This is a genomic window from Sulfitobacter sp. SK011, from assembly GCF_003352065.1.
Taxonomy (GTDB): Bacteria; Pseudomonadota; Alphaproteobacteria; order Rhodobacterales; family Rhodobacteraceae; genus Sulfitobacter.
Genome location: NZ_CP025803.1, coordinates 3,921,620 through 3,947,891, shown reverse-complemented (window position 1 = coordinate 3,947,891; position 26,272 = coordinate 3,921,620). Strand labels below are relative to the sequence as shown.

Sequence of the window (26,272 nt, the reverse complement as noted above, 5' to 3'; positions counted from 1 at the left end):
CAGCCAAATGTCCCAGCATTTGGATTGACTTAAATTTTTCGAAAAAAATCCGGATACTTATCGAAAGCGCAATGAAGTTTTAAGACCCATCGCACTATCCCCTTATGCGGACATGTGCGTTGACAGATGACAGCGAGTTGTTGACCGCCACTTAATGAAGGTTCCAATGCGCGACGAAGTCATCAAACGTGGGCAGAGTGAGTTGCGCAATGTGTGCAGCCGCAGCTGGACGTTGTTTTGGGTGGTCGGTCTGTTCAGCTTGTTTGCAAACCTGTTGATGCTGACGGGACCGCTGTACATGTTGCAGGTCTATGACCGGGTTCTGGGCTCAGGTTCACAAGAAACGTTGGTCGCGCTGTCGATTTTGGTCGTGTTCCTGTATGGTACGATGGGCATTCTGGATCATACGCGCGGCCGGATCATGGCGCGGGTTGGTGCGCGCTTTCAGGCTGATCTGGATCGCCGCGTTTTTGATGCTGTCGTGCGCAAATCTGCGGTGGCACCGGACTTAAAAACCGACGCTGGTCTGGCCGATCTGGAAGCAGTGCAGCGGTTGATCACGTCCCCCGTGCTCATGGCGGCCTTTGACATTCCGTGGTCGCCCATTTTCTTTGCGGCGATCTTTGTGTTCCATCCGTTGTTGGGATGGATGGCTCTGGGTGGTGCTGCGATTTTGATCCTGATTACGGTCGCGAATCAGATGTTGTCGCGCAGCAGCCAGGCAAGGGCGGGCATCGCGAGTCAGACGGCTGTTGCTATTTCGGATCAGATCAGGACCGAAGCGGAAATGGTGCAGGCCATGGGCATGCGCACCGCCGCTTTTGACCGCTGGCAAAAGTCGCGCCGCGAGGCATTGGAACAGCACGTTCGTGCTACGGATGTTGGTGGCACCTTTACGTCAATGAGCAAGACACTGCGCCTGTTTTTGCAGTCCGCCATGTTGGGGCTGGGTGCATGGCTGGTGTTGCAAAACCAGATGACACCGGGCGCGATGATTGCTGGATCAATCTTGTTGGGTCGCGCGCTGGCCCCGGTTGAGATGGCGCTGAACCAATGGCCTGTTCTGCAAAGAGGGCGTATCGGGTGGGAAAACCTTCTGCTGCTATTAGGGGTGGTTGCCCTTGAGACGACCCGCACAGCGTTGCCGCAGCCACGTGCCAAGCTGACTGCCAAGGGGCTGACCGTGGTTCCACCGGGTGAGAAACAGGCATCACTCAAGTCGCTCAATTTAGAGGTTGAACCGGGTCAGGCTGTCGGTGTGATCGGGCCATCCGGTTCTGGCAAATCGACCCTGGCGCGGGCTTTGATGGGAGTCTGGCCGCCTGCTGGTGGATATGTTCGATTGGATGGTGCGGCGCTGGATCAATACGGGTCAGAAACCTTGGGACGTCACATCGGGTATTTGCCACAACGCGTTCAGCTTTTTGATGGCAGCATTGCCGAAAATATCGCCCGGCTTTCCGACACGCCGGATGATGCGAAAGTTGTTGCCGCCGCCAAAATGGCCGCAGCACACGAGATGATTCTTGAGCTGCCGCAAGGCTATGACACTCAGATCCGATCAGGTCAGGTTCGCCTGTCTGGCGGCCAAATGCAACGGATCGGCCTCGCCCGTGCACTGTATGGCGATCCAGTAATTGTTGTGCTGGATGAACCCAATTCAAATCTCGATAACATTGGGTCACAGGCTCTTAACCAAGCGATCCGGCAGATGAAAGCGAACAAGCGGTCGGTTCTGATCATGGCACACCGACCTGCGGCCATTCAGGAATGTGACACGCTGTTGGTCCTCGACAACGGGATGCGCATGGCCTTTGGCCCCAAAGATGAGGTTCTGGCAGGCATGGTCAAAAACCATCAACAGATCAAACAGGCACCCGTTGATGCGGGGGGCGTGACATGACCGATACGCCTGACGAACGCTGGTCTGCAAAGCGCCAGGTTATTAGTGGGATGTTGGGGCTGGCGCTGCTGTTTGGTGGTTTTGGTACTTGGGCCATGATGACAGAGATCGCCGGCGCAATTGTCGCAACGGGAAAGATTGAGGTCGACCGGAACCGTCAGATTGTTCAGCACGAAAAGGGCGGCGTCGTTGCGGCCATTCTGGTGGATGAGGGCGACAGTGTTGCGGCCGGTGATCTGTTGATCCAGCTTGATCCACAAACTCTGGCTTCGCGATTGGCCATTACGGAAGGGCAATTGTTCGAACTGATGGCCCGACGTGGACGCCTTGAGGCGCAGCGCGATGAATCGGACGCCGTGGTTTTTGAAGAAGAGCTGATCGCCGTCGGCGCGATAAACCCAGATATGCAAGAACTGATGGGGGGGCAGCGCAATTTGTTTGAGGCGCGCCGCGCATCCGTTGTGCAAGAGATTGATCAACTGGGCAAGCGGCGTGGCCAAATCGGCTCGCAGGTTGCCGGTATTCAGGCGCAAGAGGCATCGCTTGCCCGTCAGCTTGAGTTGATTGAACAAGAGTTGGGCAATCAGCAATTGCTGTTGGATCGCGGCTTGGCGCAGGCATCAATTGTGTTGTCTCTGCAGCGTGAACAAGCACGACTGCAAGGACAGATTGGCGAATTGTCGGCCAGCAAGGCAGAAGCGCAAGGGCGTGCCACTGAAATTGATATCGAGATATTAAAACTTGGCGCTGCGGGCCGCGAAGAAGCGATTACGCGGTTGCGCGATCTTCGCTATCGCGAGCTGGAATTGGTGGAACAGCGCCGCGCGCTCAAGGCAGAGATTGATCAGCTTGACATACGCGCGCCTGTGTCCGGCATCGTGTACGCCATGCAGGTCCAGACGCCGCGTTCCGTCGTGCGCCCGGCAGATCCGGTGCTGTATCTGGTCCCCCAAGACCGTCCGCTGGTCATCGCGGCGCGCGTCAACCCGACCAACATCGATCAGATTGCAGTTGGTCAGCAAGTAAACTTACGGATGTCCGCGCTGGACCAAAGAACCACGCCAGAGCTATTGGGGCAGGTCATGCAAATCTCCGCTGATGCGATAGAAGAGGAACAAACCGGGCAATCATATTTTCGGGCGGAAATCACGTTGAACCCCGGTGAGATGGAAAAGCTGGCCGCGGGTACCATCCTGCTGCCCGGTATGCCGGTTGAAGCGTTTATTCGGACGGGGGACAGATCGCCTATGGCTTATCTGATCAAGCCGATGGCAGATTATTTTGCGCGCGCTTTTCGCGAAAGTTGATCCTGCCTCTTTCTCATCTCGCCTATCCCGGATAGCGTCTGGTAAACCTCAAACCGCTAAGGGAATACACCATGAACATCACCGCACGTCTGACCGAATTGGGTGTCACATTGCCCGATGCACCCGCACCCGCAGCGAATTATGTACCGTTCGTGACGGTGGGTAATATCGTCTATGTCTCGGGGCAGATATCAAATGGCCCTGATGGCTTCATCACGGGCAAGTTGGGCGAGAACATGGATGTTGATGCGGGGGCAGCGGCGGCAAAATCATGTGTGATCAGTTTGCTGGCGCAGGTCAAAACAGCCTGTGGCGGCGATATTGAGCGGTTGGTCCGGGTGATCAAGCTGACCGGCTTTGTGAATTCCACTGCGGAGTTCACCGACCAGCCCAAAGTGATCAATGGCGCTTCTGATTTTCTGGTCGAGGCGCTGGGCGACAAGGGGCGACATTCCCGTTCGGCGGTTTCTGCCGCATCCTTGCCATTTGGCGTTGCAGTTGAAATCGAAGGCATTTTTGAGATCAAATGAGCCTTCCGCATGCGTTTTATGATCGACCGTTGGCTCATCGCGCATTGCACGACGTGCGTGATGGACGTCCCGAAAACAGCCGCGCTGCCATTCGGGCGGCGATCGCGGCCGGATATGGTATTGAGATCGATGTTCAACTCAGCGCGGATGGCGCGGCGATGGTGTTTCACGACTATTCGCTGGACCGGCTGACAGGCGCGAAAGGTCCCATACGGCTGTGTCGTGCTGATGAACTGGCCCAGATCCACCTGACCGGTGGCGAAGAGGGCGTTCCGACCTTGCCAGAAGTACTTGATCTGGTCGCAGGCCGCGTTCCCCTGGTGATCGAAATAAAGGACCAGGACGGCGATATGGGCCCCGCAATCGGCCCGCTTGAAGAAGCAACTGCTGCGGCCTTGCGGGGATATGAGGGAGACGTGGCCGTGATGTCATTCAACCCTCATGCGGTTGCAAGAATGGCCGAACTGGCACCGGACGTGCCGCGCGGTTTGGTCACAAGCGCCTACCGTTATGACGAATGGCCGTTGTCCAAGACGACTTGCGACCGTTTGCGAGATATTCCCGATTATGATCGGGTCGGCGCATCTTTTATCAGCCACGAGGTAGATGATCTGACGCGCGCACGCGTTTCCGAACTAAAAGCGTTGGGCGCAATGATCTGTTGCTGGACGGTCCGGACAGTTGAAGAGGAAAAGATCGCGCGCCAGATCGCCGACAATATTACCTTTGAGGCCTACCGCGCCGCCCTTACCGCTTGATCCTGCGCGGGCAAGCCACAGATAAGGCACGAAGGCAGGAAATAATATGAGTGCGCAGGACGTAGAGATTAGGGTGGTGCCTGAGCTTGCCGATATCGGGCAGGCCGATTGGGATGGCTGCGCCTGCCCCGAGGCGCAGAGTGGCGCGCGCGCGCGCGATCCGTTTACCACCTATCGATTTCTTGCAGCACTTGAGCAAAGTGGCAGCGTCGGCCCGGGTACGGGGTGGCAGCCACAATATCTGACAGCCACGGTTGCGCGTCAGGTGATCGCGGTGGCCCCGATGTACGTCAAGTCGCATTCGCAGGGTGAGTATATCTTTGACCACAATTGGGCGCATGCCTACGAGCGCGCGGGGGGACGGTACTATCCAAAGCTGCAAATCGCGGTGCCGCATACCCCCGTGACAGGTCGGCGTTTTCTTACCCGTCCGGGGTTTGAAGAAACCGGGATGGCAGCACTTGTTCAAGGTGCCATTCAGCTTACGGAATCAAACAATTTGTCGTCTTTGCATGTGACCTTTTGCACCGAAGATGAAGTTGAAGTGGCCAAAGAACTGGGGTTGATGCCGCGCAAAAGCCAGCAATTTCACTGGCGCAATGATCGCTATGGCGACTTTGATGACTTTCTGAGCAGCCTTAACTCGCGCAAAAGAAAGAACATTCGCAAAGAACGCATGACTGCCCAAAGCTTTGGAGGACACATTCGGGTCCTCACCGGTGATCAGATCAAACCAGAACATTGGGATGCATTTTGGCGGTTCTATCAGGATACCGGCGCGCGAAAATGGGGGACGCCTTATCTGACGCGGTCGTTTTTTGATATCGCCCATGAAACACTGCGCGACGATATCGCTTTGGTTCTGGCAGAGCGTGACGGTGAATATGTGGCGGGGGCCCTGAACTTTATCGGTGCTGATGCGTTGTATGGTCGGTATTGGGGCTGCTCTGAGCATCATCCCTGCCTGCATTTCGAGCTGTGTTACTATCAGGCAATAGATATCGCCATCGCATACAAGCTCAAAACGGTTGAAGCCGGCGCGCAGGGTGAGCACAAGCTGGCGCGGGGCTATTTGCCAACGCCGACCTGGTCGCTGCATTGGATGCGGGACGCGGGGTTTGCGCATGCGGTTGGTGATTATCTGGCGGCTGAACGTGCGGCCGTTGACGAAGAGATTGAGATTTTGACAGATTATGGGCCATTTAGACGCGCCCAAATTGAGGAGCAGGAATGACAGAACGATTAAGCGACGAAACCCGGAACACGTTACTACAGCCTCTTTTCAACACTGGCTGGGAGATGGAAGAGGGGCGTGATGCCATCCACAAAACGTTTAAGTTTCCCGACTTTGCGGATGCGTTTGGCTGGATGACCCGTGTGGCGATATGGTCGGAAAAATGGGACCATCATCCAGAATGGATCAATGTCTATAACAAGGTGAATGTGACGTTGATCACCCATGATGTTGATGGCTTAAGCACGCTTGACGTCAAGTTGGCGCGCAAAATGGATAGTTTGTTCGAGACCAAGAAAGACTGACGGAATACATATGCAAAATCTAATGAATACAGAGCTTTGGCAGGGCAAGACCCTTGGCGATCTTTTGACACTTGAATTCCTGGCAGGCGCGGTGGGGTCGGTTCTTGCGGCCATTGGGATCCTGCTGGCGGGTTGGATCGTGTCAGCCTGGCTGCAACGACGTGTGCAGCACCTTGGAAAGAAACACAAACATCTGGATGAGATGTTGTTCGATTTTCTTGCGTCGATCGTGCGGTATGTCGTCCTGGGTTTCGCGGTGCTGTTTGTGCTGAACACTTTTGGTGTTCAAACGACATCAGTTGTGGCGCTTATCGGTGCGGCAGGTCTGGCAATTGGTCTGGCCCTGCAAGGCACGCTGTCTAATGTTGCAGCGGGTGTGATGCTGATCATGTTCCGGCCCATTAAAATAGGCGATTTTGTGGATATCGGCGGAGAAATGGGAACGGTCAAACAGATCAACCTCAACTTTACCGAATTGGCGGATCTCAGCAATGTTCAGGTGATTGTGCCCAATTCCAAGGTTTGGGGGAACGTCATCACCAATTATTCCGTGAACGAAACGCGGCGCGCAGAATGGACATTTGGCGTTGGCTATGGGGCCAATCTGAAAAGCGCCGAGGAGATCATTCGCAAAACCATCATGGCCGATGCGCGCGCGCATGCAGACCCCGATCCGTTTATTCAGGTCACAAATCTTGGCGACAGTTCCGTTGATTTTCTGGTGCGTGTCTGGTGTGACGCAGGGGATTATTTTGCGTTCAAGGCGGATATGACGCGGCAGGTTAAAGAAGCGTTGGACTCTGGTGGTGTGGATATTCCGTTCCCCACCCGCACAATCGTTCAGGCGGCAGAGTAGCGTATTGGTGTAAGGCGGCAGGCCATCGCATTGGCCTGCCGCGTTTGTGTTACATGCTGGCCAGCAGCGCTTCACCGCCGGACACGTCACAGACGCCGGGGCTTTCTTCGGCTTGGAACAGCGTCACTTTGCCATCGTCCACCAACATCGCATAGCGTTTTGACCGGGCCATCAACCCTGCAGGGGGGGCGTCAAAGTCCATGCCGATGGCACGGGTGAATTCGGATGATGCATCGGCCAGCATGGTAATGCCTGCCGCAGTTGCACCCGTCGCTTCGCCCCATGCTTTCATCACGAAGGGATCGTTGCAGGACACGCAGATGATCTCATCCACGCCTTTGGCATCGAATTGATCCTTGGTGCGTACAAAGCTGGGTACATGCGCGGAATTGCACGTCGGTGTAAATGCACCGGGCACCGCGAATACAACCACTTTGCGGCCTTTGAGTTTGTCCGCCATTTTGACTGGCGCTGGTCCGTCAGCGCCCAATTCGACCAGAGTTGCGTCGGGCAGAGTGTCCCCTTGAGATATCGTCATGGGCTAGACCTTTCATGTCATTGCGTTTGTCCTAAGCAAGCATATAGGTTTTGTCATAGGGTACGACCAGTAATATCGGGGAAAATTGGCTATGCGGCATGTGGTTGTGATCGGGGCGGGGCAGGCGGGGTCGTCTTGCGTGGCCAAGCTGCGCAATGGTGGTTTTGAGGGTCGCGTGACGTTGATTGGTGCAGAACCCGTACCCCCATATCAACGGCCGCCCCTGTCCAAGGCATACCTGATGGGTGACATGGCACTTGAACGCCTGTTTCTGCGCCCTGAGGCGTTTTATGCAGAGCACGATATCGATCTTATGATGGGCGTGCATGTCGACGCGATTGACACAGCCGCGCAAAGCATCTCGGTGCAGGGCAAGACGATGCACTATGATGATCTGGTCCTGACCACAGGATCGGAACCGCGTCATTTGCCAGCCAGCATAGGTGGCGATCTGGACGGTGTGCATGTGGTGCGCGATCTGGCGGATGTTGATGCGATGGCCCCGCGTTTTGTCAAAGATGCGAAGGTGCTCATTGTCGGAGGGGGTTATATCGGGCTGGAGGCTGCATCGGTTGCCGCCAAACTGGGCCTGCGCGTCACGCTTGTAGAAATGGCAGATCGTATTTTGCAGCGGGTCGCCGCACCCGAAACCAGTGATTTTTTCCGGGATCTGCATCAAGAGCACGGGGTCGATATCCGCGAGGGTGTCGGCCTTGAACGGCTGTTGGGTGATGGGGCTGTGCGTGGTGCGCGCCTGTCTGACGGGGCTGAGGTTGATGCGGATTTCGTGATAGTCGGTGTCGGGATAGCGCCATGTACGGCCTTGGCCGAGGTGGCAGGGATCGAGATCGACAATGGCATTAAGGTTGATGCGCAGGGCCGGACCTCAGCGCCGCATGTATGGGCGGCGGGTGATTGTGCGTCGTTTCCCTATCGCGGTGGGCGCATTCGGCTGGAGTCTGTTCCCAACGCCATCGATCAGTCAGAATGCGTGGCTGAGAACATCATGGGTGGGGACAAGGACTATGTTGCGAAGCCATGGTTTTGGTCCGATCAATACGATGTAAAGCTGCAGATCGCCGGGCTGAACACAGGCTATGACCGGGTGATCACACGGCGCACGGATGCCGATAGCGTGGCGTTCTGGTACTTTCGCGGGTCCGAATTGTTGGCGGTTGATGCCATGAATGATCCGCGCGGATTCATGGTTGGCAAGCGCTTGATTGAGGCCGGAAAATCGCCTGACCCTGCGGCGATTTCGGACCCGGAAACGGATATGAAAGCGTTGCTGAAGCTGTGAGGATCATCGCCGGAAAATACCGTGGGTCGGTGTTGTCCGATGTGGGCGAAGGCGACGTGGCCGCGCATCTGAGGCCCACGTCTGACCGGGTGCGAGAAAGCCTGTTCTCGATGCTGACACATCACGATGTGATCATCGGGGCAAGGGTGCTTGATCTGTTTGCGGGGACCGGCGCGCTGGGGTTGGAGGCGTTATCACGCGGTGCGAAAGACGTATGTTTTGTTGAGAATGGCCGTGTCGCGCAACGCCTGATCACTCAGAATATTGAGAAGTTGAGAGCAAAAGCAGAGGCCACGTTGATGCGCAATGATGCGACCAGTTTGGGTGCGTGGATTGCGGCACCTTTCGATCTGGTCCTTCTCGATCCCCCTTACGGTAAAGGGATGGGGCAGCTGGCGTTGACAGCCGTACGAGACGGCGGATGGCTGGCACCAGATGCCATGATTGTCTGGGAAGAGAACGCACCGATGAACGCGCCACACGGGTTTAAGCGGATCGATAAACGCAAGTATGGCGATACCCATATGACCTTGCTGCGCAGAACGGTTTAGGCCGCCGCGCGAATGACCGCTGCCAAACGTTTGATACCCTCATCGATTTTGGCGTCATCTGCCAATGAATATGCAAGGCGCAGGGTGTTTGCCCCGGATCCATCGGCAAAAAAGGCGTGACCCGGAACAAAGGCGACCCTTTGCGTTTCAAGCGATTGCCGCAACAGATCACCGCCATCCAGATGTTTTGGCAGTGTGACCCAGACAAACATCCCGCCTTCGGGTTTGGTCCAGACTACGCCATCGGGCATATGTGTCGCCAGGGCATGCAGCATCGCATCACGGCGCGCGCCATAAATCTTGCGCAGTTTGGCGGTGTGTTCACCAAAAATCTGCTGCGCCACGGTGGCGATTGCCATTTGGTTAAGCGTTGATGAATGCAGATCGGATGCCTGTTTCATCAGCACCAGCTGGGAAATGACGGGTGCCGCGCCACACACCCAACCAACCCGCAGGCCGGGTGCCAATGACTTCGAAAAGCTCCCGCAATACAGCGTCCGACAGGCATCGATGCTGCCTTTGCGTTCAATCTCCAGCGCCAATACGGGTGGGATCGGGGTGCCATCATAGCGCAGCGCCTGATAGGCCGCGTCCTCGATCACCGCGATGTCCATCTCATCTGCAAGATCAAGGATATTTTTGCGCGCCGCGAGATCAAGCGTCTCGCCCGTGGGATTAGCAAAATCGACCGACATATAGGCAAACTTTACCCGCCCACCGTTTTGGGCAGCAGCTTCTGCATAATCAGCGGCAGACCGATTGCCGCGCGGGATCAGACGGTCATAATGTGGTTCATAGGCATTGAAGGCACCCAAAGCACCAAGGTAGGTGGGCCACCCCAAAAGTGCCGTATCGCCCGGTGACAGCATCAATTTGCCCAGATAATCCAGCGCTTGTTGCGATCCTGAGGTGATCAGCACGTTATCACGGGTGCAGGGGATTCCGATTGCATCCATTTGTCCAATGATCCAGTCCCGTAAGGGACCGTAGCCTTCGGAAACGGAATATTGCAGTGCTGTGGCTTGTTTGGCCGGGGAAAGGGCATCCGCCAATGCCGCCTGAAACGCTTCGGTTGGGAACAGGGCCGGGTCAGGAATGCCACCTGCAAAGGAAATGATATCGGGCTGATCCAAGAGTTTGAGCAGCTCGCGAATTTCGCTGGCTTTCATGCGCTGCATGCGCGTCGCGAATATCTGTTCCCACTTCATGATGTCATCCCCCTGAGTTTAAGGACAACAGCACGAATCTAAATGTATGGCAATACTTCTTACCTATTTATACGTAAATTGGGCTGCATGCGCGAGCCTTCTTTAAGTCTTGTAAGTGGGGTGGAAGATATTGGCGGGCGACAGGGTGAATATCTCACATCCGGTTTCCGTAACCCCTACGGAATGTTCAAATTGCGCCGACAAGGATTTGTCACGGGTCACAGCCGTCCAGTCATCGGCGAGCGTTTTGGTCTCTGCCCGTCCAAGGTTCACCATCGGTTCAATTGTGAAAAACATGCCGGGCTCCAGAACGGCGCCGGTACCGGGGCGGCCGTAATGAAGGACGTTAGGTGGTGCATGGAATACGCGGCCTAACCCGTGCCCACAAAAGTCTGTGACCACGCTCATCCGGTGGCCTTCGACATAGGTCTGGATTGCATGGCCAATGTCGCCAAAAGTATTCCCGGGTTTTACGGCCTCAATACCCCGCATCAGGCTGTCATGTGTGACTTCGATCAGACGTTCAGCTTTGCGGGACAGTTTGCCTGCCACATACATGCGTGACGTATCGCCAAACCAACCATCAACAATCACGGTAACATCGACGTTCAGAATATCGCCATCCTTCAGCTTCTTGTCGCCGGGGATACCGTGGCAAACAACGTGATTCACCGAAATGCAGCTCGCGTGTTTATAGCCCTTGTACCCGATCGTCGCTGATTTCGCCCCGGCTGCTGTCACCTTTTCCTCGATGATGCGGTCAATCTCTCCGGTGGTTTGGCCAACAAAGACGTGTTCGGCGATTTCATCCAGAATGGCAGCGGCCAAACGGCCAGCGGCGTGCATGCCGGCAAAATCAGAAGGATCGTAAATGCGAATGCCGTCTTTGGTCTGACGGCCACGGTGTTCTGTGTTCACCGGGTTCTCCAATATCTTTTGTTTGGCCTTACTTAGCGTGCGGGGCGGCCAAGGGCCAGAGGGGCGGCGAGGCTCACTTCCAAAGGGCTGATGAGGGTGCCAATGGCCAGGGTTTCCAGACCAGAGGCGGTTGCCGCGTGATGGGCCGCGGCATAAGCGGGGTCAATGTCGTCTGCAATTGTGACATGGGTACAATCGGTGCGTTGCACAAGGTAAAGCAGAACGGCCCGGTGCCCAGCCGCCGCCATTCTGGCCAGTTCGCCCAGGTGTTTTGCGCCACGAGCGGTCACAGAATCAGGGAATTCGGCCAAACCGGGTTTTCGGGAAAGTGTGACAGATTTCACTTCGACAAAGGCATCTGGCAAACCCGGTTCGCTCAGTAAAAAGTCGATGCGGGAGTTTTCCCCGTATTTCACTTCTGGTTTTACAGTTCCATAGGCGGCAAGCGGTGCTAATTCGCGGGCTTCAAGAGCGGCCCGCACCGCGCGGTTCGGAAGCGCGGTGTCGACACCGGTGAAATGACCATTCTCGTGATCAACCAACCGCCAGCCGTACTTCAGCTTTTTCTTGGGGTCATCATTTGGTTCAAGCCAGATCCGCATCCCCGGTTCTGCCAATCCCATCATTGAGCCTGGGTTCGCACAATGTGCGGTTACCTCGTGCCCATCCTCAAGCATACAATCGGCCAAAAACCGTTTGTAGCGGCGGATCAGGCGGGCGGGGACAAGTTCGGTTTGAAAGCGCATGGGGCGAGGCCTATACCGTAGTGTAAGCAACCTCAAGGATACAAGCATATGCTCAACCCCACCGCCGCGATGCTGGTCATCGGAGACGAAATTCTGTCAGGTCGCACCCGCGATTCAAATATGCATTATCTTGCGGGACAACTGAATGATATCGGTATCGACCTAAAAGAAGTGCGCGTCGTCGGTGATGAGAACGGCAGAATTATCGCGGCGGTTCAGGCGCTGTCAGCCGCGTATAAATACGTGTTTACCAGTGGTGGCATAGGACCAACCCATGATGACATTACGGCCGACTGCATTGCAGCAGCGTTCGACCGAAACATAGATGTGCGCGATGATGCCCGTGCCATTTTGGCAGAACATTATGAAAAATCAGGGACTGAGCTGAACGCATCGCGGCTGCGCATGGCGCGGATTCCGGATGATGCGACTCTGATTGAAAATCCGGTATCGGCGGCCCCCGGTTTCAAACTGGAAAATGTGCATGTCATGGCAGGGGTGCCGTCGGTCTTTCAGGCGATGGTCGCCTCCGTGATCCCGACATTGACGGGGGGTGCGGCGCTGATCAGTAAAACAACCCGCATAGACCGGGGTGAGGGCGATATTGCGGGGCCGTTGGGCGATTTGGCGGCGGCGTTTCCGGCATTGGTGATGGGGTCCTATCCGTTTCAAAAAGATGGAAAATACGGCGCGCATATCGTGATCCGGGGCAATGACGAGGATGAGATTGACGCGGCGATGGATCAACTCAAAGATACCTTTAAGTGAATGTGACGGCGCATCAGCTATATGAGGTCTGCGACCAGACATGGCCCGCCGCGCGGCGCTTTGATCTGGGCAAATGGACGCTGCGTGAAGGGCGGGGCGGCGGCAAACGGGTCTCTGCGGCAACTGCGCTTGATGCGGTGTGCGCAGAAGACGTCGGGCAGGCCGAAATCGATATGCAAGAGATGGGCCAGCAGCCGTTGTTCATGATCCGGCAAGGCGATGATGCGCTGGATGCACTGCTTGAAGCGCGGGGATATCCGATCGTCGATCCTGTCACCCTTTATACACTGCCCATTGAAAACCTGACCGACGTACCAATCCCGCGGGTGACGGCGTTCACAATATGGGAACCTTTGGCAATCATGGCCGAGATTTGGGCCGAAGGCGGCATCGGTCCGGCACGATTGGATGTCATGTCTCGGGCGCAGATCAAGACCGGCGTGCTGGCGCGTTGGAACGAACAGCCTGCCGGCGTGGCCTTTGCCGGGGCTCATGACAATGTGTGCATGGTCCATGCTGTCGAAGTCTTGCCGCATCAACGCAGACAAGGTGTGGCGGAATGGATGATGCGGGCGGCGGCGTTCTGGGGGCAGTCACAGGGTGCCACGCATGTGTCTGTCTTGTGTGTAACGCAAAACGTGGGCGCAAATGCGCTTTATCGCTCTCTGGGCTTTGCACCTGCAGGGCGTTATCATTACCGACAATCCCCCGAGTAAAGGAGCCACCGGATGGCTGAAATGATGCCCACTGCCCTTGATTTGCCGATGGTTGATCCGCTTCCGGAAGCCACGCAAAAGTACTTTGACGTCTGTCAGGATAAGTTGGGAATGATCCCGAATGTCTTGCGTGCGCATGCCTTTGACATCGAGAAATTGAACGCCTTTACAGCGCTCTACAACGATCTGATGTTGGGCGTGTCAGAGTTGACCAAACTTGAGCGCGAAATGATCGCGGTTGTCGTGTCGTCGGTGAACAAATGCTATTATTGTCTGGTGTCGCATGGCGCTGCGGTGCGGGCGTTGTCTGGTGATCCGATGCTGGGCGAACAACTGGTGATGAACTACCGCGTGGCCAAATTGGACCCACGACAGCGTGCCATGCTGGATTTCGCGCACAAGCTGACAACGGCAAGCGCCACGATTGAAGAGGCGGACAGACAAGTGTTGCGCGACCATGGGTTTAGCGAGCGGGACATTTGGGACATCGCCAATGTCACCGGGTTCTTTAACATGACCAATCGGGTTGCCAGTGGCACCGACATGCGCCCGAATGACGAATACCACGCCCAGGCGCGATGAGAACCGCAGGGCGCATTCTGGCGATCACTGCCCTGGTGGGCTGGGCGAACGTCGGTACCGCGCTGGACCTGTCTTTGCCGGCAAATGCGGTGCAAACAGCCGCGCGGAACACCTCGCCCGATCTCTACGCAGCTCCGGTGGGCGTGTTTGTTGATGGCAAGGTTGAAAAACTCGACATCGAAGGTGACGTGCGGCGTACGGCATGGCGCCTCGACCAGCCTGGGCTGACCCCCCTACAGGTGATGCGCCCGCTGCGCGCCCAGTTGGATGCCGCCGGTTTTGAGATTGTCCTTGATTGCGCCAGCCAGACCTGTGGCGGGTTTGACTTTCGCTTTGCGACTGAAACGCTGCCCGGACCGAACATGTACGTGAACATTCGGGCATTTCATTTTGTGACCGCAATGCGCCCAACGGCGGCGGCCCCGAATGAGGTGATCACGGTTCTGACAAGCACCTCTGCCACGTCCGCTTATGTGCAGGTGATCCAAGCGGGTGCCTTGGACGACGTTGCAGTCGCTGTCGCCGCAACCGCTGATGTGCCTGTCACAACGCCAGTTGTCGCGCCTCAGGACATGTCGGGGCAGCTGTTGAGCGTGGGTCATATGGTGCTGAAAGACCTTGATTTTGATACGGGTACTTCTGACTTGGGCACCGGGAATTTCGCCTCGCTTGATGCCTTGGCCGCATTTCTCAGGGCGCAACCGGGGATCAAAGTTGCGTTGGTCGGGCATACTGATGCTATTGGTGGTCTTGACGGGAACATTGCATTGTCCCGCCGTCGCGCGCAGTCGGTGCGTGCACGGTTGATTGATGCATACGGTCTGGACCCGGGGCGCATGGATGCGCAGGGCATGGGGTATTTGTCGCCCATTGCATCCAACCTCAATGCCGCAGGTCGAGAAGCGAACCGCCGGGTCGAGGTGGTTGTGCTGTCATCGGAATGAAGTTTAGCCGGAAAGCCCCGCGAAACCAGAAGGCCTCGGGGGCTTAAGTCCATCAAGGGTAGATGGTGTTACTTTTACCAGTCACTTGGGCCTTTATCGGCAAATTCGTGTACCAGGAAATCAATGAATGCGCGCACTTTGGGCTGTGTGAAACGGCCCGGCGGATAGACGGCATAGATGCCTTGGGTTTCCAACGGCAGATCAGGGATCGCATCCTCAACCAGACCCTTTTCCATCGCTTCTGAATAAAGGAAGCTGGGCAGATACGCGATGCCAAGTCCGCTGATCGCGGCGTTTAGCAAAGATTGCCCATCGTTGACCGAAAGCCAGCCAGCGGTGCGCACCTGACGTTTTTCGCCAGAGGGTGCGGTCAATTTCCAGACGTTTCCTGAAGATTGGTTTGAATAATGTAACAGCTTGTGATCATTCAAATCATCGATCTTTTCAGGCCGCCCGTATTGTTCAAAATACTTCGGTGACGCGATCATCCGCTTGGTTGTTTCTGTCAATTTGCGGGCGCGCAGGGTGCTGTCTTCCAGCTCACCAATGCGCACGGCCATATCAAAACCTTCGCTGATCAGCTCAACATAACGGTTGTTCAGGACCATGTTCACCGTAATATCCGGGAAATCGCTGAGGAATTCAGACAAAGCCGGAGACAGGTGGTTTACCCCGAAATCGGTCGCCACCGAAATGCGCAAAAGGCCAGATGGTGCGGATTGCATTGACGTGACCAATGCGTCCGCTTCACCGGCGTCGTTCAACACGCGGCGGGCACGGTCATAATAGGCAAGACCAATCTCTGTTGGGGACACACGGCGTGTCGTCCGGTTCAAAAGGCGCGCGCCAAGGCGGGCCTCAAGTGACGAGACGTGTTTGGACACGGCCGATTTTGAGATTCCCATTTTTTTAGCGGCATCGGTAAAGCCCCCTTGGTCCACCACGGTGGCGAATGCTTCCATTTCTGTGAGGCGGTCCATGCCCGATCCCTTCAAGATACTTACTTCAAGGATCAGCTATGGCGGTGAATTGGGGCGGGTTCGGGGCAGGGTTGAGACAGTTACAAGGTAATTGCTGGGATCGTTCAAGGCATGGAAACGGCAGCGCGACCGGTTTTCAATCATTATCAGAGCCAGCGAAACGCCTTTAACACCAGATACATTAACCCCGCCAACCCAACCATTGAGATGCAAAGAATGGCAAAACCCCATGCGTTTTCAATGCCGGGCATGCCGCCAATATTCACGCCAAACAAACCGGTCAGGAAACCGAGCGGTAAAAATATTGCTGCCACAATCGACAGAGCATAGCCGTTTCGCGCCTGACGGCGTGCCACATCTAAGTCGTGATCATCCTGCACGGCAATCAAACGTTCCTGAAGCGCGTCAAGCTCTTCAACCGCAATCGTTGTGCGGTTGGCCAGTTCCCGCAGTTTCAGGGCGTCGGTTTCAGTGACAATCGGTAAATCAATGGTCGACAATGTGACCAGTGCGTTTTTCTGAGGCTCCAGATAGCGGCGCAATTTGATCACGCTGCGCCGGGTTGCTGGCAGGTCCTTTGGCAATGGTGTTGTATCGTTCTCAAGGTCCGCTTCGTAAAACTCGGTCAGCTTGGAAATGCGCATCACCTCGTCCTGAACCCGTGCGGTCAGGCGGCCAACCAGCGCCTCGATAAAGGCGGCAGTTGTAAGAGGCGCTGCTTGGGCGATGACAATCTGGCGAATTTCATCAAGCGCAAAAACTCTGCGCAGGCGCACGGTGATGATGACATTCCCTTCAACCCACATGCGCACCGATACCATTTGATCAGCATGCTGACCCGCGTTCAGATTGATGCCACGCAGGTTCAGAATGAGCCCTTCTTCATAAAGGTCACACCGTGGTCGCGTTTCGGGCTGCAACAAAGCACCTGCGGGGATCGCTGGCAGTCTGTTCGTGGCCCAGTCAGCCAGATCGGGATCGCTCAGGTCATAGTGCCACCAACGATAGGTGCCGGGGCCGGTGAGGGCGGCATCATCCGGCACCTTTGCTGTGCCGTCAGGGAATATGTCAAAGACGCAAATGGGCATTGTGGCATCTTTACTGCGGCCCGTGATTTACGCAATGGCCGGGTAAGGTCTGGTGGGCTGATCACCCACCCCTGTCACAACGATGCCGCCAGTCGGGTGCCTTGATTGATCGCGCGCTTTGCGTCGAGCTCTGCTGCGACATCCGCGCCACCGATGACGTGGCAGGAACGGCCTTTCGCCTCCAATGCATCAGCGAGCGAACGATCAGAGAGTTGCCCGGCGCATAGAACGATTGTGTCCACCTCAAGCAAGGTGGGGTTTTCACGCGCCTCGCCAAAGCTGATGTGCAGGCCGGTCTGATCAATCTTTTCATAGTTCACACCGGCAATCATCTTGACCTCTTTCATGGTCAGTGAGGCGCGGTGTATCCACCCGGTTGTCTTGCCCAGGCCCTTGCCGACCTTTGACGGTTTTCGCTGCAGCATTGTGACCTGACGGGCGGGCGCATGTGGCTGTGGCCCTTCTGGGGCCAGTCCGCTGCGGTGTTCTGCGGGGTCTGTAACACCCCATTCACGCATCCATTCGGGCAGGTTGAGTGTGGTGCTGTCGCCGTCATGCACAAGGTGTTCACTAACGTCAAAACCGATACCGCCCGCACCAATCACAGCGACACGGTTGCCCACTTTCGCTTTGCCGTTCAGCACATCGATATAGCTGACCACGTTGCCGCCGTTCTGGCCGGGGATTTTCGGGTCACGCGGCACGACCCCTGTGGCGATAACGACCTCGTCAAAGCCGTCAAGATCATTGGCCGATACTTCGGTGTTCAGCTTTACTGTTACGCCTAGTTCGGTGACCATGGCGCGATACCAGTCGACAAAGCCCCAGAATTCTTCTTTGCCCGCAACTTGCTTTGCAAGGTTAAGCTGTCCGCCAATTTCGGACGCGCGGTCGAAGACGGTGACATTGTGACCGCGTTCCGCCGCTGTAATGGCGGTGGACAGGCCTGCGGGTCCCGCCCCCACGATGGCAATGGATTTTGGCCGGTCCGTCTTTTCGATTTTCAGTTCAGTTTCATAACAGGCGCGCGGATTGACCAGACAGGTCGAGATCTTGCCATTGAACGTGTGATCAAGACAGGCTTGGTTACATGCGATGCAGGGCGCGATCTGGTCGGATTTTCCCGCCATCGCCTTGGACACAAATTCGGGGTCGGCCAACATGGGCCGTGCCATCGACACCATATCCGCGCATCCATCGGCCAGAATTTCCTCGGCGACTTGCGGTGTGTTGATCCGGTTTGATGTGATGATCGGGATACCCACCTTGCCCATCAGTTTCTTCGTGACCCATGCAAATGCGGCGCGGGGTACCGATGTGGCGATTGTCGGTATTCGGGCCTCGTGCCATCCAATACCTGTGTTGATGATGGTAGCACCTGCTTTTTCAATCGCTCTCGCAAGTTGAACAACCTCATCATGGGTCGACCCGTTGGGGACCAGATCAATCATCGACAGGCGGTATATGATGATGAAATCCGTGCCGACGGCTTCGCGCGTGCGGCGCACGACCTCAATCGGCAGGCGCATGCGGTTTTCATATGACCCGCCCCATTCGTCGGTGCGTTTGTTGGTGTGGGTCACAAGGAACTGGTTCAGGAAGTATCCTTCGGACCCCATGATCTCGACCCCGTCATAGCCCGCATCTTTGGCGCGTTCGGCACAGGCGACGATATCGCTGATTTGCTTTTCGATGCCTGCCGCATCGAGCTCTTTGGGCGCAAACAAAGAGATGGGTGATTTGATCGCAGAGGGCGCGACGCAATCAGGTGAATAGGCATAACGGCCCGCATGCAGGATCTGCATTGCGATCTTGCCACCCGCCTCATGAACGCGGTTTGTAACCAAGGTGTGATTTTTCACGTCTTCATCAGTGGTCATCATCGAAGCACCGTGCATGACCGACCCTTCGGGATTGGGGCCGATGCCGCCAGTGACCATCAATGCCACGTCCGCCCGCGCACGGGTGGCATAAAATTCAGCCACGCGGTTCCAGTCTTTGGTTTCTTCGAGCCCGGTGTGCATTGACCCCATAAGCACGCGGTTTTTGAGTGTTGTGAAACCCAGATCAAGAGGGGCGAGCATATGGGGGTAATCAGACATGGGAACCTCACGGGGATCGGGAATGGGATGGTATCTGAATGACCTTAGAACGTGGTTCTGTCACGCACAACGCCACGTCATAGGGTGCCAGCAGGATCCTGAAATGGCCCAAGGCAGCTTTAGACCATTTGGCATTCGTGATATTTGATGACAAAGCGGGTTTGGCTAAACTGGAATTCTGCCCTGCGCCGCAAAAGCCCGCCCCAGCAAAGAAAGTGCCCTGATGACGCCTGAAGAGATTTCCAAACTGCCCTATCGGTCCTGCGTGGGGGTGATGCTGGTGAACGAGGCGGGCGACGTGTTCGTGGGTCAACGCAAGGATCGTGATTTTGATGCCTGGCAGATGCCACAGGGTGGCGTGGACAAAGGTGAAGCAGCGGATGAAGCAGCCTTGCGAGAGTTGGAAGAAGAAATCGGCGTGGGCCGTGAATTGGTCAGCATTATTGCGCAATCAGACGGCTGGCTGGCTTATGATTTGCCGCATGATCTGGTGCCTAATATATGGAAAGGGCGCTATCGGGGGCAGCAACAAAAATGGTTTCTGATGCGGTTTAATGGCCGCGACGATCAAGTGAACATTGAAACGGACCACCCGGAGTTTTCAAAGTGGCGTTGGGTGCCGGTAGATGAGCTGGTGGATGGGATCGTTCCGTTCAAGCGCGCCGTATATGAGGCGGTTGTGAAAGAGTTCAGGGCATATTTATGATGCGTATTATTTCGTTTATCTTATCACTTGCTGCACCTCTACCGGCATTGGCGCTGTCTTGTGTCCAGCCGTCGGTTGTGGCCACCTATGAACGGGCGCAGGAGTCAACCGATGCCTATGTGGTTGTTCATGGCAGATTGGTTGTGGATCAGCGCAAATTTCTACGTGCTGGGGCCTCTTCGCAAAATCCAGCCGAAATGACCCGCATCCCCGCGACGATTGAGGGGCGTGCCCTGTTGAAGACCGGGTTTAACGCGCCATTCAAGAGGGGGATCACACTGGAGGTTGCTTGTTTTGGTCCGTGGTGTGAATCGGTCGAAAATGGGGCGGATGTGTTGGCTTTTCTCAGGCGTGACGCGGCGGGGTATGTTTTGGCCATTGATCCATGTGGGGGCGATGTGTTCGCCACGCCTCAGGTCGCAATGTTGAAACAGGTTGAGCGCTGCTTCAGGCGCGGTCAGTGTTAGGGCCGAATGATCGGTACATGCGGTGCCGCAGCTTCGGGCAAAAGGCCGCTGAGCCGCGGGTCGTCATCAATTTCGACCTGCCGGCGGTACGGGGTGAACCCGCTGCGAATATAGAACGACAGTGCCAGGTGGCTGTCGATGGTGCATGTGTGAACGTGAAAGCGGGTGATAGGCTGCATCCAGGCAAGGCGAATGGCTTCATTCATTAAGAAACGCCCGGCCCCGGTTCCAATTAATTCTGAAGTCAAACCAAAGTAGGCCAATTCGCATTGGCCCTCTTGGCGGAAATCAAGTTCCAGTATCGCTTCGTCCCGTCCGTCGCGGGTCAGGGTGTAAAAGGCAACCTTTGGGTCGGCCAGAATGGCGGACAAATCGGTATCTGCCATTTTAAGACGCCCGTACCAAAGCCAATCAAGCGCGCCGACGCGGCTAAAGATATCGCGATACCACGCAAGATCAGGCTGACGCTGCCGGAAAGTGATGCCCTTCGGGAGCGGCTGAGGACGCGTCGGCGCAGGCGCATGCATCTCAAGATGGGTGACCACCATCGCCACTTTACCACGCGGCACATCGTGCAGCCCATCTGTCAGCATGATCAGACGAGGCCTTGCGCTTTGAACAGGTTCATGATGGCGACCTCTGGCCGCGGCCCCACATGGCTGATGACCTCGGCTGCGCAGACATTGCCCATCCGCCCACAAACATCCAGATCTCGCCCGGTTGCCACTCCATAAAGAAAGCCAGCGGCAAACTGATCCCCGGCACCAGTTGCGTCAACCGGAACCACTTTATTCACCGGAACATCCACACGGGTGCCGCCCTGAATAATCGTCACCCCGTCACCAGACCGGGTACAGACAACAAGCGGGCACATCGCGGCGGTTTTGCTCAGCGCGCCCTCAAGATCGTCAGTCTCATAGAGGGATCTGATTTCGGCTTCGTTGCCAATCACGTAGTCCAGCTCGTTTGCGATCATCCGCAAGAAATCGGCGCGATGACGGTTCACACAGAACGGATCAGAGATGGCGATGCCCGCCTTGCCGCCTGCGGCGCGGGTCAGTCGCGATGCCTCCAGAAAAGCTTGTTTGCCCTGATCTTTGTCGAACAGATAGCCTTCGAGAAACATGATCTTGGCACCAGACGCGACCTCATCGGGTACATCATTGGGGCCCAAATCGGTGGAGATACCCAGATAGGTGTTCATGGATCGCTCCCCGTCGGGGGACACAAAAATCATCGACCGTGATGTGGGCAGATGGCCACCCGCGACAGGATCGTTCACAAATGCGGTGCCGCCATCACGCATTGAATTGGCATAAAACCTGCCCAAAGCATCGTCGTGGACGCGCCCGATAAATGCGGTCGGCAGGCCAAGTGATCCGATCCCTGCAACCGTATTCGCAACCGAACCACCCGGCGTCTGAAGCCGGTCTTCCATTGCACCAAAAAGTACCTCTGCGCGGTCGCGTTCGACCAGCTGCATGATGCCTTTTTCAATGCCCATATGGTCCAGAAAGCTGTCATCGGCAAGGGATATCACATCAACAACGGCATTCCCGATGCCAACAACTTCGTATTTGGTCATTCTGTTTTTTCCTCATAGGAACAAAGATCACGGATGATACAGGTGCGGCACAATGGCTTGCGCGCCTTGCAATGATAGCGGCCGTGCAGGATCAGCCAGTGGTGGGCATGGTGTTGAAAATCTGCCGGTACATTATCTTCGATGGCGCGTTCGACCGCCTCAACAGTTTTGCCGGGGGCCAGTCCTGTGCGGTTGCCGACGCGAAAAATATGGGTGTCCACGGCCTGCGCGGGTTGGTGCCACCACATGTTCAGCACAACATTGGCTGTCTTGCGCCCCACACCCGGCAGTGACTGCAGGGCGGCACGCGAATTGGGAACCTCGCCGCCATATTCATCAACCAATATCTGGCTAAGCTTGATGACGTTCTTGGCCTTTTGCCGAAAAAGACCAATTGTTTTGATATGCTCGGTGACGCCGTCGATACCCAAGTCCAACATTTTTTGAGGGGTATCAGCAATTTCGAACAACGCACGTGTCGCTTTGTTCACGCCTGCGTCGGTGGCTTGGGCGCTTAGCGCTACGGCAACCACCAGTGTATAGACATTCACATGCTCTAATTCACCCTTCGGCTCAGGCTCTGCGTGATGAAAGCGCGTAAAGATTTCGCGGATGGTATGATAGTCGAGCTGTTTGGTCATGGGCCGTGGTATGTTCGGATTTCTTGTTCAGGGCAAGGCAAAGCGGCCAATTTTGTCTGCGCGGGGCGCATTGAATTTCGCGCAAGTTTCGGGTCGCTTGGAAGCCGTCAATTGCCTAGATTGGGGCCATGACACAGATTAAACCGATATCCACCCCCAACACTGATGATGGCTATCATTATCAGGTGATGCGCCGCGCGATCGACTTGATCGACAAGGCGGAGGACCCGATGCAGTTGGAACAGATCGCCAGCAAAATGGGGATGAGTGCCGCTCATTTCCAGCGTTTGTTTTCGCGTTGGGTCGGCGTGTCGCCCAAGCGCTATCAACAATATCTGATGCTGGGTCATGCCAAGACGTTGATGCGCGACCGGTTTACGACATTGGAAACAGCGCATTCGCTGGGGTTATCCGGGACGGGCAGGTTGCACGATCTGTTCTTGCGATGGGAATCGATGAGTCCGGGTGAATTTGCGCGCAAAGGGGCTGACCTGACCATCTTTTGGGGCTGGTTTGACAGCCCCTTTGGATTGGCTTTGGTCATGGGTACGGAAAAAGGCATCTGCGGGTTGGCGCTGGCTGCTGAAACGGGCGAAGAGGCTGCGATGCAGGATCTGACCGCGCGATGGCCACTGGCCACGTTTGTTGAAAATCCGATGATGCTGCGCCCCTGGGTGTTGACGGCGTTTGGTGCGCAGGGCGGGAAGCTGGACAAGGCACCGCTCTATCTGATTGGCGCGCCATTCCAGATCAAAGTGTGGGAAGCATTGTTGAGCATTCCATCAGGCCAGGTCACCACCTATTCGGAGATTGCCAGCGCGGTCGGCAAACCAAAAGCAGTGCGCGCCGTTGGCACTGCTGTGGGGCGTAATCCGGTGTCGTGGCTGATCCCCTGTCACCGCGCCCTGCGTAAATCGGGGGCGCTGGGGGGGTACCATTGGGGTTTGCCAGTGAAACGCGCAATGCTGGCATATGAGGCCGCGCGCGCAGAGGCTTGATGCTCATGCGCGGGATACTGCCGATGAAAAATCCCCCCTGATTTTATCGGCGGTCAACTGCCTATATACTGCAGATACTAAGATGCCCCGCCCGAACGGGGCCACACATATGAAAGCAGTAACTATGATTTCTTCGAAACTTACTTTGGCCAGCGTTTTGGTCGGTGCGATGACGCTCGGTGCATGTACAGAAACCGGTCAGATCGGCGCGGGTCCGAATGATCCGAACCAGAAAACCAAGAATGGTGCCTTGATCGGTGCCGGTGCTGGTGCCTTGATCGGTGCGCTGTCCAAGGGTGATGGCAACCGTGGTGATGCCGCCCTCAAAGGTGCGCTGATCGGCGGCGCGATCGGTGGCGGTGTCGGCTATTCTCTGGACAAACAAGAGGCGGACTTGCGTCGTCAGCTGGACAGCAATGTGATCATCACCAACACCGGTGATCGTCTGATTGTAACGCTGCCCCAGGATATCCTGTTCGCGACTGACAGCACGACGGTGAACGCTGGTTTGCGCGATGACCTGCGCGCACTTGCGAACAACGTGAATGTCTATGCCAATTCCACTTTGCAGATTATCGGCCACACCGACAGCGATGGTGAAGCCGCATATAATCAGCAATTGTCAGAAGGCCGCGCCTTTGCAGTGGCAAACGTGTTGGTCGCCGATGGTGTTCCACCATCACGGATACAGTCCATCGGACGTGGTGAATCCCAACCCATCGCCAGTAACCTTAGCGCTGCGGGTAAGGCACAAAACCGTCGGGTTGAAATTGTAATTCTGCCCAACGCAAGATAATTTCTATCGCGAAAAAAACCAAGAAGCCTCTGTGTTATGCAGGGGCTTCTTGCCTTTTGGGGTTGGCGCACAACATTATGGTCATCGAAATCAAGGATGGGCTTCACGCATATGACAACTCCAAAAATACTCGGCATCTCTGGATCACTGCGCACTGAGTCGACAAATCGTAAACTTCTGCGCGAAGCGGCACGGCTGTTTGGTGAGTGTGATTATTCCGAAGCTGAAATTCATTTCCCACTTTATGATGGCGATGATGAAGAGAAGACCGGCATCCCAGATGCGGTCAAAAAATTGCATGCGCAGATTGGAGCGGCGGATGCGGTCCTGATCTCTACGCCTGAATATAACAAAGGGCCATCTGGCGTGTTAAAGAATGCCCTGGACTGGGTGAGCCGCGTGGAAGGCAACCCGTGGAACAACAAGCCACTGGCGGTGATGTCAGCGGCAGCAGGTCGTGCAGGTGGCGAGCGGGCACAGATGATATTGCGTGGGTTCATGGTGCCCTTTCGCCCGATGATCCTGCAGGGTCCTGAAATTCATCTGGCCGCGAGTCAAAAGCAATTTGACGAAAACGGGCGGCTGACCGGTGAAATCTATATCAAGGAATTGTCGGCACTGATGCAGTCTTTGAAGACATTGATCAATAAGATGTCGTGATCGACGCGGCTTAAAAACTGTCCTCAACCCGAAATCCATCCGGGATCCGGTCGCGCCCTTCCAGTAACAAGTCGGCCATCACGTCTGCGATTTTTGGGGCCATCCCAAATCCAATCTTGAAACCGCCATTGGCGATAAAATGTCCTGGCCTTTCCGGCCATGGGCCAAGCATGGGCGCGCGGCTGCGACTGCGCGGGCGCAGGCCTGCCCAGCGTTGAATGACACGGGCATCCTTTAAGGAGGGCACCGCATCGCGTGCGGCGGCGATGACGGCGTGGAGTTGATCATCAGTTTCTGCTGCTCTGTCGTAGGCGCGTTCAGAGGTTGACCCGACTGCGACAGTTCCATCCAGATGCGGAATAATATGAACGCCCCCAGCGAACAGTTGCGCATGGCCCGCCGCGTTGTGATCCAGCAGGGCGGCTTGTCCCTTTTCACCGCTGCCAACCGGACGATGGTGGCCTTTGTTCAGCGCTTCAAGCCCCGCAACCCCTGTCGCCCAAAGTACATGGCCCCGATCAGCGCCATCCGCCGTGACCTGAACCCCTTTCGCGGCCAAAGCTCTTACCAATGCATCACAAGCCTTGCGTGGATGTATCAAGGCGCTGAGCGTGTCTTGGATCAGCCAACCCGTGGTGCTGATGGGTTCCCAAGCCGCGCCTGTCGCGCGAACGACGTGCCATTGTGCGTTGTCCTGCCAGACGTTCGAGGCGGTTTCAGCGCGTTTTCGGGCCAGATCAAGGGCGTTTTCATCATGAACGGGTTGCAACCTGCCGTTCCTTGCATAGCCAGATGCGCCACCGCCGGCGTGTTCAATATCTGACCAGAAATCCTTTGCCATCAATAAGCTGTCCAGTTGGAAAGCCTTTTTGGTGTTCCATTTTTCCGGCACATGGGGGGCCAATGCGCCGACAATGCCACCGCTGCTGCCTGCAGCGGGGCCGTATGGGTCAATGACCTGAATCCGCGCACCCCGTTTCACACAGGCCCAAGCCACTGAAAGGCCGAAAATCCCAGCGCCTCTGATGGTGATATCGACCATTGCCAATGGGTCCCTCTTTGCGCAAGGTCTGCGCGATACCATA

Annotated in this window: 29 protein-coding genes; 18 read left to right on the top strand and 11 right to left on the bottom strand. The window is 56.0% G+C overall.

Translation table 11 applies throughout. The annotated features are described in order from the left end of the window. Positions 1–166: 166 nt before the first annotated feature. The 7 genes from C1J02_RS19565 (at position 167) to C1J02_RS19535 (ending at position 6,893) form a co-directional block, all read left to right on the top strand. Positions 167–1,903, top strand: a complete 1,737-nt coding sequence (locus C1J02_RS19565; RefSeq protein ID WP_114880732.1) for a type I secretion system permease/ATPase — start codon at positions 167–169, stop codon at positions 1,901–1,903. Beyond that, positions 1,900–3,210, top strand: coding sequence for an HlyD family type I secretion periplasmic adaptor subunit (locus tag C1J02_RS19560; RefSeq protein ID WP_114880065.1), 1,311 nt, complete (start codon positions 1,900–1,902; stop codon positions 3,208–3,210). Before C1J02_RS19565 ends, C1J02_RS19560 begins: the two co-directional genes overlap by 4 nt. Positions 3,211–3,281: 71 nt before the next feature. Continuing rightward, a complete protein-coding gene (locus tag C1J02_RS19555; protein WP_114880064.1) occupies positions 3,282–3,740 on the top strand; it encodes a RidA family protein in 459 nt (152 codons plus the stop codon). Further along, the gene (locus C1J02_RS19550; protein WP_114880063.1) at positions 3,737–4,498 is read left to right on the top strand and encodes a glycerophosphodiester phosphodiesterase family protein; all 762 of its coding nucleotides are present in this window, start codon (positions 3,737–3,739) and stop codon (positions 4,496–4,498) included. The genes C1J02_RS19555 and C1J02_RS19550 overlap by 4 nt, the downstream gene beginning before the upstream one ends. Before the next feature lie 46 nt (positions 4,499–4,544). After that, positions 4,545–5,732, top strand: coding sequence for a GNAT family N-acetyltransferase (locus tag C1J02_RS19545; RefSeq protein WP_114880062.1), 1,188 nt, complete (start codon positions 4,545–4,547; stop codon positions 5,730–5,732). Further along, positions 5,729–6,037 (top strand): 4a-hydroxytetrahydrobiopterin dehydratase, encoded by a 309-nt coding sequence (locus C1J02_RS19540; RefSeq protein ID WP_114880061.1) that lies wholly within the window; start codon positions 5,729–5,731, stop codon positions 6,035–6,037. The genes C1J02_RS19545 and C1J02_RS19540 overlap by 4 nt, the downstream gene beginning before the upstream one ends. Before the next feature lie 10 nt (positions 6,038–6,047). After that, positions 6,048–6,893 (top strand): mechanosensitive ion channel family protein, encoded by an 846-nt coding sequence (locus tag C1J02_RS19535; RefSeq protein WP_114880060.1) that lies wholly within the window; start codon positions 6,048–6,050, stop codon positions 6,891–6,893. 49 nt (positions 6,894–6,942) lie between these two features. Here C1J02_RS19535 and C1J02_RS19530 read toward each other — a convergent pair whose 3' ends face one another. Beyond that, entirely contained in the window at positions 6,943–7,431 is a 489-nt protein-coding gene (locus C1J02_RS19530; protein ID WP_114880059.1) for a peroxiredoxin, read from the bottom strand. A gap of 91 nt (positions 7,432–7,522) precedes the next feature. Here C1J02_RS19530 and C1J02_RS19525 point away from each other — a divergent pair, with 91 nt between their 5' ends. Beyond that, on the top strand, positions 7,523–8,731 hold the full coding sequence (locus C1J02_RS19525; RefSeq protein WP_114880058.1) for an NAD(P)/FAD-dependent oxidoreductase: 1,209 nt from the start codon (positions 7,523–7,525) through the stop codon (positions 8,729–8,731). Continuing rightward, positions 8,728–9,282, top strand: coding sequence for a 16S rRNA (guanine(966)-N(2))-methyltransferase RsmD (gene rsmD / locus C1J02_RS19520; RefSeq protein WP_114880057.1), 555 nt, complete (start codon positions 8,728–8,730; stop codon positions 9,280–9,282). Before C1J02_RS19525 ends, rsmD begins: the two co-directional genes overlap by 4 nt. On the opposite strand, the gene C1J02_RS19515 is transcribed toward rsmD, so the two are convergent. From C1J02_RS19515 to sfsA, 3 genes are all read right to left on the bottom strand, one after another. After that, a complete protein-coding gene (locus C1J02_RS19515; RefSeq protein WP_114880056.1) occupies positions 9,279–10,490 on the bottom strand; it encodes a PLP-dependent aminotransferase family protein in 1,212 nt (403 codons plus the stop codon). The two genes, rsmD and C1J02_RS19515, sit on opposite strands and share 4 nt — an antisense overlap. Before the next feature lie 102 nt (positions 10,491–10,592). After that, a complete protein-coding gene (gene map, locus C1J02_RS19510; RefSeq protein ID WP_114880055.1) occupies positions 10,593–11,408 on the bottom strand; it encodes a type I methionyl aminopeptidase in 816 nt (271 codons plus the stop codon). A 32-nt stretch (positions 11,409–11,440) separates the two neighbouring features. Then, complete coding sequence (sfsA, locus tag C1J02_RS19505) at positions 11,441–12,154, bottom strand: DNA/RNA nuclease SfsA (RefSeq protein WP_114880054.1); 714 nt, start codon at positions 12,152–12,154, stop codon at positions 11,441–11,443. Positions 12,155–12,202: 48 nt separating this feature from the next. Between sfsA and C1J02_RS19500 the strand changes: the two genes are divergently transcribed. Genes C1J02_RS19500 through C1J02_RS19485 form a run of 4 tightly spaced genes read left to right on the top strand, consistent with a single transcriptional unit; the run spans position 12,203 to position 15,164 of the window. Further along, positions 12,203–12,922: a molybdopterin-binding protein gene (locus C1J02_RS19500; protein ID WP_114880053.1), complete on the top strand. Its 720-nt coding sequence runs from the start codon at positions 12,203–12,205 to the stop codon at positions 12,920–12,922. After that, positions 12,919–13,638, top strand: coding sequence for a GNAT family N-acetyltransferase (locus C1J02_RS19495; RefSeq protein WP_114880052.1), 720 nt, complete (start codon positions 12,919–12,921; stop codon positions 13,636–13,638). Before C1J02_RS19500 ends, C1J02_RS19495 begins: the two co-directional genes overlap by 4 nt. A gap of 12 nt (positions 13,639–13,650) precedes the next feature. Next, on the top strand, positions 13,651–14,220 hold the full coding sequence (locus C1J02_RS19490) for a peroxidase-related enzyme (protein WP_114880051.1): 570 nt from the start codon (positions 13,651–13,653) through the stop codon (positions 14,218–14,220). After that, a complete protein-coding gene (locus tag C1J02_RS19485; protein ID WP_114880050.1) occupies positions 14,217–15,164 on the top strand; it encodes an OmpA family protein in 948 nt (315 codons plus the stop codon). Before C1J02_RS19490 ends, C1J02_RS19485 begins: the two co-directional genes overlap by 4 nt. 74 nt (positions 15,165–15,238) lie before the next feature. Here C1J02_RS19485 and C1J02_RS19480 read toward each other — a convergent pair whose 3' ends face one another. The 3 genes from C1J02_RS19480 to C1J02_RS19470 all read right to left on the bottom strand — a co-directional run bounded on the left by C1J02_RS19480 (position 15,239) and on the right by C1J02_RS19470 (position 19,334). Further along, positions 15,239–16,144, bottom strand: a complete 906-nt coding sequence (locus C1J02_RS19480; protein ID WP_114880049.1) for a LysR family transcriptional regulator — start codon at positions 16,142–16,144, stop codon at positions 15,239–15,241. A 146-nt stretch (positions 16,145–16,290) separates the two neighbouring features. Then, entirely contained in the window at positions 16,291–17,232 is a 942-nt protein-coding gene (locus C1J02_RS19475) for a zinc transporter ZntB (RefSeq protein WP_114880048.1), read from the bottom strand. Between the two features lie 74 nt (positions 17,233–17,306). Beyond that, positions 17,307–19,334: an NADPH-dependent 2,4-dienoyl-CoA reductase gene (locus tag C1J02_RS19470; protein WP_114880047.1), complete on the bottom strand. Its 2,028-nt coding sequence runs from the start codon at positions 19,332–19,334 to the stop codon at positions 17,307–17,309. A 223-nt stretch (positions 19,335–19,557) separates the two neighbouring features. On the opposite strand from C1J02_RS19470, the gene C1J02_RS19465 reads away from it, so the two are divergent. Continuing rightward, a complete protein-coding gene (locus C1J02_RS19465; protein WP_114880046.1) occupies positions 19,558–20,040 on the top strand; it encodes an RNA pyrophosphohydrolase in 483 nt (160 codons plus the stop codon). Continuing rightward, the gene (locus tag C1J02_RS19460) at positions 20,037–20,507 is read left to right on the top strand and encodes a hypothetical protein (RefSeq protein WP_114880045.1); all 471 of its coding nucleotides are present in this window, start codon (positions 20,037–20,039) and stop codon (positions 20,505–20,507) included. The genes C1J02_RS19465 and C1J02_RS19460 overlap by 4 nt, the downstream gene beginning before the upstream one ends. Here C1J02_RS19460 and C1J02_RS19455 read toward each other — a convergent pair. From C1J02_RS19455 to nth, 3 genes are read right to left on the bottom strand one after another with little or no spacing between them, the layout of a single operon-like run. Beyond that, entirely contained in the window at positions 20,504–21,100 is a 597-nt protein-coding gene (locus tag C1J02_RS19455; protein WP_114880044.1) for a GNAT family N-acetyltransferase, read from the bottom strand. The genes C1J02_RS19460 and C1J02_RS19455 overlap by 4 nt on opposite strands. A gap of 2 nt (positions 21,101–21,102) precedes the next feature. After that, the gene (locus tag C1J02_RS19450; protein WP_114880043.1) at positions 21,103–22,092 is read right to left on the bottom strand and encodes an adenosine kinase; all 990 of its coding nucleotides are present in this window, start codon (positions 22,090–22,092) and stop codon (positions 21,103–21,105) included. Beyond that, positions 22,089–22,733, bottom strand: a complete 645-nt coding sequence (gene nth / locus C1J02_RS19445; protein WP_114880042.1) for an endonuclease III — start codon at positions 22,731–22,733, stop codon at positions 22,089–22,091. Before nth ends, C1J02_RS19450 begins: the two co-directional genes overlap by 4 nt. A 128-nt stretch (positions 22,734–22,861) precedes the next feature. On the opposite strand from nth, the gene C1J02_RS19440 reads away from it, so the two are divergent. The 3 genes from C1J02_RS19440 to C1J02_RS19430 all read left to right on the top strand — a co-directional run bounded on the left by C1J02_RS19440 (position 22,862) and on the right by C1J02_RS19430 (position 25,187). Continuing rightward, complete coding sequence (locus C1J02_RS19440; RefSeq protein WP_114880041.1) at positions 22,862–23,731, top strand: bifunctional helix-turn-helix domain-containing protein/methylated-DNA--[protein]-cysteine S-methyltransferase; 870 nt, start codon at positions 22,862–22,864, stop codon at positions 23,729–23,731. A gap of 124 nt (positions 23,732–23,855) precedes the next feature. Continuing rightward, positions 23,856–24,527 carry an OmpA family protein gene (locus C1J02_RS19435; RefSeq protein WP_114880040.1) on the top strand — a complete coding sequence of 224 codons (672 nt, stop codon included), beginning with the start codon at positions 23,856–23,858 and terminating at the stop codon, positions 24,525–24,527. A 111-nt stretch (positions 24,528–24,638) separates the two neighbouring features. Further along, positions 24,639–25,187 (top strand): NADPH-dependent FMN reductase, encoded by a 549-nt coding sequence (locus C1J02_RS19430; RefSeq protein WP_114880731.1) that lies wholly within the window; start codon positions 24,639–24,641, stop codon positions 25,185–25,187. A 10-nt stretch (positions 25,188–25,197) separates the two neighbouring features. Here C1J02_RS19430 and C1J02_RS19425 read toward each other — a convergent pair whose 3' ends face one another. Further along, positions 25,198–26,229: an FAD-binding oxidoreductase gene (locus C1J02_RS19425; protein WP_114880039.1), complete on the bottom strand. Its 1,032-nt coding sequence runs from the start codon at positions 26,227–26,229 to the stop codon at positions 25,198–25,200. Positions 26,230–26,272 lie beyond the last annotated feature (43 nt).